Raw genomic sequence first — 9,086 nt, forward strand, 5'->3', positions numbered from 1 at the left:
CCTGCTCAGAGATAGGCAGGATGCGATCGCTTCTTTCCTGAACCATGTTCAGGAGAGTTCAGCGTGAATGTATCAGTGTCCTAATCTAGCTTGAAATGACCGTGTTTTAGGTGGGGCTACTGTGTTTGAGTCGATCCAGCTCAAACAAAGCGGTGGGTAAACTCCTGCACCAAGTCCACACGTCCTTTGCGCAAAACCGCTCCCACGAGAGCAAGACCATGGCGGCCCAGCACTGTGGCCTCAGAAAGAGGGTAGGGCATGTATGTTAGCTTGCGTCCCTGGCCCAGAGACAATAGCCCCACCATTTTCTGGCGCCGGCCTCGAGGCCGCAAGATCCTGCTAGGAAAGCGTATCCAAGTTAAGTAGAGGGGGCTTCCAAATCGTTGCTGCCAGCTGCAGAGCTGGAATTGCCTTCCAGGGCTGCTTGGGCGTTGCGGCGCAGGCGGTGGGCCTTGAGCCGGCGCAGGGCAGAGGCCGGAAACTTGTGGTCGAATTCCCGATCATCGATCCGGGCCAGCTCCTGGAGATCAGGGGCAACATTCCAAGAGTAGGGCTGAAAATCCGGGATCCGGCTGGGTTGGGCAAAGCGTTGGTTCCAAGGGCAGACCTCCTGGCAGATGTCACAGCCGGCCACCCAGTTGTGCAGGTTCTGGGCAATCTTGGCAGGGATCCGCTCGGCGTGGCTTTCTAGAGTGTGGTAGGCAACGCAGCGGCGGGAATCCACCACCCCTGGGCTGACGATGGCCTGCGTGGGGCAAGCCTCTAGGCAGCGGGTACAGGTGCCGCAGTGAGCGGTGTGGGGCTGGTCAGGGAGCAACGGCAGGGTGGTCAGGATCACTCCCAGAAACACCCAGGAGCCGTACTCGCGGGTGAGCAACAGGCTGTTTTTGCCGATCCAACCCAAGCCCGCCTGCATGGCCCAGGGCTTTTCCGCCACCGGGCCGGTATCGACATAGCATCGACCGCGGTAGTTCGGAAATTGCGCTTGCATCCAGAGGTGGAGCTGCTTCAGCCGCCGCCCCAACACGCGGTGATAATCTCGCCCCCAGGCGTAGCGGGAGATCTTGCCCTTGCCGGGATCCTGGCTGTGGCGGATGGGGGTGTAGTAATTCAAAGCCACACAGATCAACGACTGCACCCCCGGCAGCACCTGCTTTGGATCCATTCGCCTAGGATCCGCCATCCAGGCCATGTCGGCGGCCATGCCCGCAGCCAGCCAAGCTTGCAGGCCCCGCAAGTCGGGGGGATCCTCTGTGCTGGCAATGCCAACTTTGTCAAAGCCCAGCGCCAGCGCCTGTCGTTTCACCTGCTCTGTGATGCTGGCCCGGTCTGCTTCTTCTGGCCACACAGGGACATCCAACGCTACTTTGGCAAGCCCATCACCCGACGATAACGAGCTTCCAGATGCTCTGCCTGCTGGGATCGGCGGAAGGGATCCCAGGTGCTGTGGGCAAACAGATCCTGCCGCAGCTTGGCCACATCCACCGTCGTCACGGCTCCGCCGGACACCACCTGTTTTCCTCGCACCCAAACGCTATGCACTGCCTGGGTGGGCCGACCCAACACCAGCAGCCCAATGGGATCGGTACGGGGCAACAGCGACAGTTGGGTGAGATCGTACAGCACCAGATCCGCTTGCTTGCCCACTTCCAGGGATCCCATCTGATCCCCCAGGCCCAAGCCGATTGCCCCACCTCGGGCTGCCATCTCGATGCTCTCGCGGGGAGAAATCCAGTGGCGGTAGTCGGGATCGGTGATGTTGTGCAGGATGGTGCCGATTTTGATGGCCTCTAGCAAATCCTGCGAATCGTTGCTGGCGGATCCATCGCAGCCAAAGGCCACGTTCACCCCTGCCCGGCGGTATTTCAAGATGGGGGCAATGCCGCTGCCTAGGCGCAGGTTGCTCAAGGGGTTGTGAACAACCGTAGAGCCGGTGCGGGCCAAGATCTCGATATCGGCATCGCTGAGCCAGACGCAGTGGGCCAAGGAAGTTTTCCGGTCTAGGTAGCCCAAGCGCTCCAGATGCTCCACAGCACTACAGCCGTACTTTTCCTGGGCCAGCATCTGCTGGGCACGGGTTTCCAACAGGTGGGCGTGGCGGGGTAGGTCATACTTCTGGCTCAACTCCGCACAGCCCTTGAACAGCTCGTCTGAGCAGAGTTGGATCCCTGTGGGAGCCACCATGAGGGTAATGCCCTCTTCTGGCCGGTGAAAGCGCTGCACCGCCTCTTCCACAATGGCCAGCACCTCTGCTGTGGAGAGGGGATAGGTTTCCGGCTCCCGATCCCAAGAGGAGCTGCTGGGCAACCCCCGAGAGAGAGCCTGATCCTGGATCAAGGGGCCCACGAAGGCGCGGATCCCGACTTCTCGGTAGGCCCGTACCGCCGCCTCAATGGTGGCCAACTCTTGGCCTGGGATCAACACCAGATGATCCACCACCGAGGTGCCCCCCGTCAGCAGGGTTTCCACCGCCGTCCCCAGCGCGCTGAGATAGATTTTTTCCGGATCCGGCGGCGCATACTCGTGCAGTTGTGCCAGCCACAGCTCCAGCGGATAGGGCGGTATGATCCCTCGTTGCCACATTTCGGAAGAATGGGTGTGGGCATTGACAAAGCCCGGCAGCAAGAGTTGGTTACTGGCATCCAGTTCCAGGCTGTCTGCGCCCGTTGCGGGTAACCCTCTGCCTATGGCAGCAATCCGTTCCCCCTCGATTCGCACATCTGCGGTTTCGTAGCCGGTGGCGGTGGGAATTAACGCATTGCGCAAGATAAAACTCATGCCCGGGATCCAAAAAGGCCGTCTGCTACCTTAGCGTGCTGGAGTTAACCCTGCCAAGGCGGGAGGATCAGAACATTTGCATGCATAACCTAGCCTTTCCCCCAAGGGATACCCAAGCGTAGTGGTTATAGAACTGCCGACATAGAGGTGCCCACACTCTCCATAACGCAGTTTCAACGCCTCTGCACCGCCGACATGGCCCTACAGCTCAGCCTTGACCGGCTATTTCTTTTTCTTGGCGGAGCCTTTTTTGGCCGGCTTGCTCTCGGCAGCAGGGGCCGGTTCTGGGGCAGGTTCTTCAGGAGGAGCGGGTGGAGTCTCTTCCACTTTGGGGGCCTCTGCCGGCTTGAGACCGGCTTGAGCGGCAACCTCAGCAGCAAAATCCACTTCTTCTTTCTCGATCCCCTCTCCCAGGACAAAGCGCACAAACCGCCGCACCCGAATGTTTTCCCCCAGTTTGGCAATGTGCTGCTTGACCAATTCCTCCACCGTGATCGAGGAATCTTTAATAAAGGGTTGATCCAACAGGGATAACTCTTTCAGTCGCTTTTCGATGCGACCTTGCACGATCTTCTCGCGTATGTTCTCCGGCTTATTGGCCAGATCTTCTTTGCCCATTTCAATGGCTTTTTCCCGCTCCACCACTTCAGCAGGGATCTGGTCAACGCTGACGTATTCTACGTTTTGGCAGGCGGCAATCTGCTTGGCGATGTCTTGCACCAATTTCTTGAAATCTTCGTTGCGGGCCACGAAGTCCGTCTCGCAGTTCACTTCCACCAACACCCCAATTCGATTGCCGAAGTGGATGTAGCTGTCAACTGCCCCCTCTGCCGCGACGCGACTGGCCTTTTTGGCTGCCCCTGCCAACCCTTTCTGTCGCAGCCAGGTGATGGCTTTCTCCATATCGCCACCGGAATCTTCCAGGGCTTTTTTGCAGTCCATCATGCCTGCGCCCGTCTTTTCGCGCAGCTCTTTGACCAGTTTGGCATCAATGCTCATGAGGGCTCCTCGAATGAAAGAACGGGAAGAATGTGGCGGGATATGAGTGAGAATGAGCGGGCTTCGGTAGAATTGTAAACCTAGATTTCAAGAATACACGCCTTTGGATAGGGAACAGGCAGGGAAGTGCCCGGATTGCACGGGATCCCTGCCCTCGGTCTAGCCTTCCTCGGCTTCTCCTTCTTCTTCGTCCTCCATGTCTTCCAGAATGTCGTCGTCCAGATCCATGGCCCCTTCGTAGTCGTACTCATCCTCTTCAACGGTGTCGAGCTGCCCATGCCGCCCTTCGTAGATGGCATCCGCCAACTTGCCTACAATCAGCTTAATCGCTCGAATGGCATCGTCGTTAGAGGGAATGAAGATATCGCTGAGATCGGGGTCGCAGTTGGTGTCCAGCAGTGAGATGATCGGGATGTTAAGCCTGATACATTCTTGAACGGCGTTGGCCTCCCGCCGCTGATCGACGATGATCACCGCATCAGGGAGCTTGCGCATGGTTTTAATGCCGCCTAAGTACTTTTCCAACCTGGCCAACTCTCGCCGCAGACGGCTGGCCTCTTGTTTGGGCAGGCGATCCAGAAGACCACTGCTCTCCATCTCCTCAATTTCTTTGAGGCGGTCGATGCGGGTTTTGATGGTGGCCCAGTTGGTGAGCATGCCCCCCAACCAGCGCTGGTTGACGTAGTAGCTGCCACAGCGACGAGCCTCTTGAGCGATGATCCCGGCAGCTTGCCGTTTGGTGCCCACAAACAGGAAGCGCCAACCCCTGTCAGCAGCATCCCGCACATACTCGTAGGCTTCGTTCAGATAGCGGGCCGTCTGCACCAAATCGATAATGTGGATGCCGTTCCGCTCGGTAAAGATGTAGGGCCGCATTTTCGGGTTCCAGCGGCTGGCCTTGTGGCCGAAGTGAACCCCTGCCTCCAACAGTTGAGGCAAACTGACTACGCTCATGAGTTTTTCCTCTCCTACGGGTTAGCCTCCGCCCGAACGGATCCCAGTTACGGCCTTCCCGCCGGTTACCTGCACAGAGCGCTCTACCCCCATTGGCAAGGAACTCAGGAGCTGTTGCAGCAAACCGCGAAAGGGCTGTAAGGACACCCGGTGGTTCAGGCGTGCGATTTCTTAACGGCTTAACTAAGCTAGCATGTTTTCCACGGGATCCCGCAGCTTGGGGTTAACTCTGGCCGCGATCCGATGCTAGACTAGCTAGGCACTTCATGGGCTTCTACCCGTAAGTGCGTCGGGGCGTAGCGCAGCTTGGTAGCGCACCACTTTGGGGTAGTGGGGGTCGTGGGTTCAAATCCCGCCGCTCCGATACTGAGTAATCAGGGGAGGGCTTGAGCCGGACAAAGCCCACTATGCCGGAAACTTTGAGGTACTTTGGCTCCGCTGTCAATCCCTTGCCATTGGCTCCGTTGATCGGCAGCCTTAAGAATCAGGTCACAAGCTTGGCCGGACAATATGGGATCCCGGTTTTACGGTGCTGGATCCCGATGCGGAGCCGACCTTGAACAACATGGGGTTTCGACGGATCTGGAGCGCTTAATCACGGCCCAGGATCCAGGCAATAAGGGGGGGATCCCTGTGGTCAAGATAATACCGAACGGCTTGGGTCAGGTCGATTTCCAGGTCGCGGTTTTGGATGTCGGTGATCATCCTGTGCATAAGCTCCAGATGGATGCGGTCGTCTTGGGTGAGCAGAGCATACTTGCCATTGGGGCTGTTGTTGAGGGCGGCCAAGGCCGCTTTGGTGGCGGTAGCCGTTTTGGAAGGAGGCTTAAGGCGGGCATCCCGTAGCAAAAGAAACTGAAGCTCAGGGTGAGCAATCACCAATTGGTTGAAGTTATTGAGCTGTCCATACATGCTGCTGGGACCCACTTGGATAAAGGCGATCACCCGCTTCTGGGCGGAGAAATAGAGGTGATCTGGAAGTTTGCGTTTGCCCAGCTTCAGGGTGCTCATGGGGACAGGACGGATCCCTTGTAGGGCATTGCCGATGGTGCGCAATTTGCCGATATCGGCTGTGCTGTCGATGATCGCCTCTTGGGGATAGGCGGCGCGGAGCTGAGCCTCAGTGGTGCGGAGATAGGGATCCAGCGTCTCAACAAGATCGGCAGATGGGCTGGGATCCCGAAGGGGTGGAGATAGAACGATGGAGGGGCCGTGGGCAGGCAGAAGGGGGATGAGCAGTTGTTTGAGGGTTTGCAGCTCAGTTTCGAGCCGCTGGACACGGGCGGCTAGATTGCTGGCAGTGGGTACAACTTGCACCTGGGGAGGGAGAGGGATCCCGTTGATGTAGTGGCGATAGTAGGCTGAGGCCCGGTTGAGAATGGCCCGGATCGAGGGTTGGCTGAGGATATCGCTGAGGTCATCGGCGGTAAAGAGAGCTTGGAGGTGGATCCCTGAAGGCAGGCGGCTCTGGAGAAGGGCTTGAAGCTGGGGAAGAGAGGGGAGATCTAGGGAGAGGACGGTTTGGGAGAGGCGATCGACGGTAGCCCGGTCAAATTGGGTTTGGAAATGTTGCCAACGATCAGGAAACAAATTAAGGACAAACAGACTGTTGGGAATACGGGTAAAAAGCTCTTTTAGAGCATCGCCAAAGTTGAGAAGGATATCTCGATTTTCCTCTCGGCCCAGAGCCTCCAATTGGTCGAAGACAATGATCAGGGGCTGGTCGAGCAGCGAAAGCCTGCCGATGACTTTCATCCCTTCTAGGGCAAAGGTGTTGCGATCCGGATCTGCACTCCAAGGGGGCAACCCAATCAAGTTGGTTTCTTCAGGATCCAGGTCGGTACCGCTGAGCCAGCGGATGATCTGGTGACGGCGGTTGGGATCCCTGTAGCTGCAGTATTTGATGATGCCCTTGAGAATGTTTTCGGTGGAACCGGTAAGGAAGTTTTGCTCTGCCCACCAGCGCAGAACCAGTTTTTCAATGGCTTGCCATTGTTGACGACGACGCTCGGTGCCTTCTGCTCCCAGGCGATGAAAGAGGTTGAGGGGATCCGCCGTGAGAAGGGAGAGAAGCTCTTCAGTTTTTGAGGTTTGGGGGAAGGTTTTCAAGATTTCCACAAAGCTCTTGGCAATCAAGTAGTCGAGCTGGGTGTGGTGATGGGCATCTACCCGTTCGCGCAGGGATTCCAGGGTGTGGCTGTAGATGTGGTGGTAGATGTTGTCGGGATGGGTGGGCTGAGGGATAAACAGGAGACGGTTGTGGCGCAGGAGGTTTTGGGCCACCCGCATGATCAGGTGGGTCTTGCCGGATCCAGGTTCACCCAGTAAGACAACCCCTCGGCTCTGGTGGTTGGGATCCCGTTGGATGTCCTGTAGGGTGGCAGTGAGCTGCTGGTACTGAGGCTGATAGATGGTGGTCTCGTCGGGATAATGCTGAAAGGGATTGTCAACTCTGCTGTTGGCGAAAGGATTGGGAACATTCTGGGCTTTGAGCTGAGCGTGGGTGAGGTGGCGATAGAGGTGGTAGGTAAAGAGGGCATCGTAGCTGGCGTCGTGGGCCAACTTGGAGTTGAAGTAGCCGCTCTCCAGTTGGATCCCAAGATGTTTGCTCAGGTACTCGAGTCCGTAACCGGCGAGGTTGGGAAAACATTGCTTGGCGGCTGACCAAGTACAGAAGATGGGGTTAGGAAGCCAATCTTGGTTAACTTGGTCAAAGGCTTGTTTAAGGATTTTTAGGTCGTGATCTGCATGGTGGAAAACAAGGGTTTTACCTTGTGTCAAGCGCTGTAGATCCGCAACGATCTGGGTCAGGGGCTTGGGCCGGGGGTGGTGGGGCGAGTATTCTTGGGTGTAGGCGTGGTAGATGAGCTGGCCGCTGCTGTCGATAAGGGCGATTTCTTTGAGGTTGGGGTTGCCCTCGGTGTCGATAACCAAGTAGCTCATGGAAGGGCGGGATCCCGTGATGCTAATGTGCTCAATATCTCAGTGTAATTCTGGGTAGGCGGGTTCACCCGACACCAAGGGAACTAGAGATGAGTGAGCAGTGGTATTTTGCATACGGAAGTAACCTAGATGCCCAGCAGATGGGACACCGTACTGTTGATTTCAAGGAAGCTAGGCGTGCTCGTTTGCAGGGATACCGCCTGACGTTCAACAAGCGCGGCAACGATGGAACCGGCAAGGCCAACATTGTCCGGGATCCCTCTGGGGTTGTGTGGGGAGTTGCCTATCTGTGCAGCTCGGACAGGCTGGAGAGGATGGATCGGTATGAAGGAATTCCGGGAGGTCATTACCGTCGCCAGCAGGTTCAGGTTCGAAGCGATGAGGGTGAAGTGATCGAAGCAATGACTTACGTGGCGGGAGATTCATTCATTGATGATTCATTGATCCCAAGCGAGGGATATCTTCAAGGAATCTTGAAGGGGGCACGAGAGCATGGGCTTCCCCCCGACTACATTCATCAAATTGAAGCGATGGGGTTGGGTGGCTGAGAGCACTCTGTCCAAGGGGATTGAGGCTGCTGGCAAACAGGTTCCTGCCCCTGACCTTAAGATGGAGCCTCAAACCAGGTGGGTTGATCCCGAACGGTTTTGGCAGCGTCCAGATCCAAGAGAGTGCGGCCTATTCGATAAAAGTGACGGCACATCCGTTGGCAATCCGAAAGGTCGGCGACTGTTATCTCAATCACCTACAACCATGCCAAACAGGCCACAGTAAAAGGCTGGCCATCGCAATGGTACTCCTCTTGCGTCTACAGATGCGGTGGGGCTAGTGTTGCCAGACTCTCATCTAACTCAGTAACTGTTCTTGCAACACGGAGTTTCTCAATAAAACGATGTAGTCTTGAATCTCTTGCGGAAGCATTTTAATGTCGCTATCCATTTGTCGATGAACAGAGAGAACCTCAACTCCAACCAGTTGATTTTCCTTGTCGAAATCCAAAACAACCCCAGGGGCAACCTCCTCTGAGCTTTGGACTTGAGCTGTTGTCAAACGAATATATCCAGCATCCACATCAGGATCAAACTCGATGAAAGGTCTCATGGCAGCTTTTTCCCCATTGTTCGATCAAAAAAGATAGTCACCACTGTCCAAGGACCCGTTGATTCATCGTAAACAATCTTCAGGAGGCGATTGCCGTACTCCGGAATTCGACCATAGGCTTGCTTGAGCTGAGGATCTTTGGGATCCACTTGTACGTAGTCAGGGCAGCTCAGAACTCTCTCGATCCACTGGCTTGCGATCTCTTGTCGCTGCTGCAGCCGTCTCAACGCATGCTCAGCTAGAAATCGCAGGAGCCCCGCACTGTACCCGTAGGGTCAGTGTCGGGAGGAATGCGGAAGTTATGATAGAAC

8 protein-coding genes, 1 tRNA gene and 1 pseudogene are annotated in these 9,086 nt (G+C 56.4%); 2 read left to right on the top strand and 8 right to left on the bottom strand.

The features are described 5' to 3' along the window. Nucleotides 1–140: 140 nt before the first annotated feature. The 5 genes and pseudogenes from NW834_RS12445 to rpsB all read right to left on the bottom strand — a co-directional run bounded on the left by NW834_RS12445 (nt 141) and on the right by rpsB (nt 4,731). Nucleotides 141–332 carry a hypothetical protein gene (locus NW834_RS12445; protein WP_414380595.1) on the bottom strand — a complete coding sequence of 64 codons (192 nt, stop codon included), beginning with the start codon at nt 330–332 and terminating at the stop codon, nt 141–143. Nucleotides 333–358: 26 nt separating this feature from the next. Next, nucleotides 359–1,306, bottom strand: a complete 948-nt coding sequence (gene queG / locus NW834_RS12450) for a tRNA epoxyqueuosine(34) reductase QueG (RefSeq protein WP_414418800.1) — start codon at nt 1,304–1,306, stop codon at nt 359–361. A gap of 56 nt (nt 1,307–1,362) precedes the next feature. Then, nucleotides 1,363–2,778, bottom strand: coding sequence for an amidohydrolase (locus tag NW834_RS12455; protein ID WP_414331685.1), 1,416 nt, complete (start codon nt 2,776–2,778; stop codon nt 1,363–1,365). Nucleotides 2,779–3,132: 354 nt separating this feature from the next. After that, a pseudogene (tsf, locus tag NW834_RS12460) lies at nt 3,133–3,777 on the bottom strand (translation elongation factor Ts); the annotation flags it as partial. A 159-nt stretch (nt 3,778–3,936) separates the two neighbouring features. After that, nucleotides 3,937–4,731, bottom strand: a complete 795-nt coding sequence (rpsB, locus tag NW834_RS12465) for a 30S ribosomal protein S2 (protein WP_414418796.1) — start codon at nt 4,729–4,731, stop codon at nt 3,937–3,939. 290 nt (nt 4,732–5,021) lie between these two features. Here rpsB and NW834_RS12470 point away from each other — a divergent pair. Further along, nucleotides 5,022–5,095, top strand: a tRNA-Pro gene (locus NW834_RS12470). Nucleotides 5,096–5,322: 227 nt separating this feature from the next. Here NW834_RS12470 and NW834_RS12475 read toward each other — a convergent pair. Then, the gene (locus tag NW834_RS12475; protein ID WP_414418797.1) at nt 5,323–7,674 is read right to left on the bottom strand and encodes an AAA family ATPase; all 2,352 of its coding nucleotides are present in this window, start codon (nt 7,672–7,674) and stop codon (nt 5,323–5,325) included. Nucleotides 7,675–7,763: 89 nt separating this feature from the next. Between NW834_RS12475 and NW834_RS12480 the strand changes: the two genes are divergently transcribed. Next, nucleotides 7,764–8,222, top strand: coding sequence for a gamma-glutamylcyclotransferase family protein (locus tag NW834_RS12480; RefSeq protein ID WP_011433142.1), 459 nt, complete (start codon nt 7,764–7,766; stop codon nt 8,220–8,222). Between the two features lie 298 nt (nt 8,223–8,520). Here the strand turns inward: NW834_RS12480 and NW834_RS12485 are convergent, their stop codons facing one another. Beyond that, nucleotides 8,521–8,775 (bottom strand): DUF2283 domain-containing protein, encoded by a 255-nt coding sequence (locus NW834_RS12485; RefSeq protein ID WP_414418798.1) that lies wholly within the window; start codon nt 8,773–8,775, stop codon nt 8,521–8,523. After that, nucleotides 8,772–9,002 (bottom strand): DUF4258 domain-containing protein, encoded by a 231-nt coding sequence (locus NW834_RS12490; RefSeq protein ID WP_414426331.1) that lies wholly within the window; start codon nt 9,000–9,002, stop codon nt 8,772–8,774. Before NW834_RS12490 ends, NW834_RS12485 begins: the two co-directional genes overlap by 4 nt. Nucleotides 9,003–9,086: the final 84 nt, after the last annotated feature.

It is taken from the genome of Synechococcus sp. R60.1 (assembly GCF_047461835.1).
Taxonomy (GTDB): domain Bacteria; phylum Cyanobacteriota; class Cyanobacteriia; order Thermostichales; family Thermostichaceae; genus Thermostichus.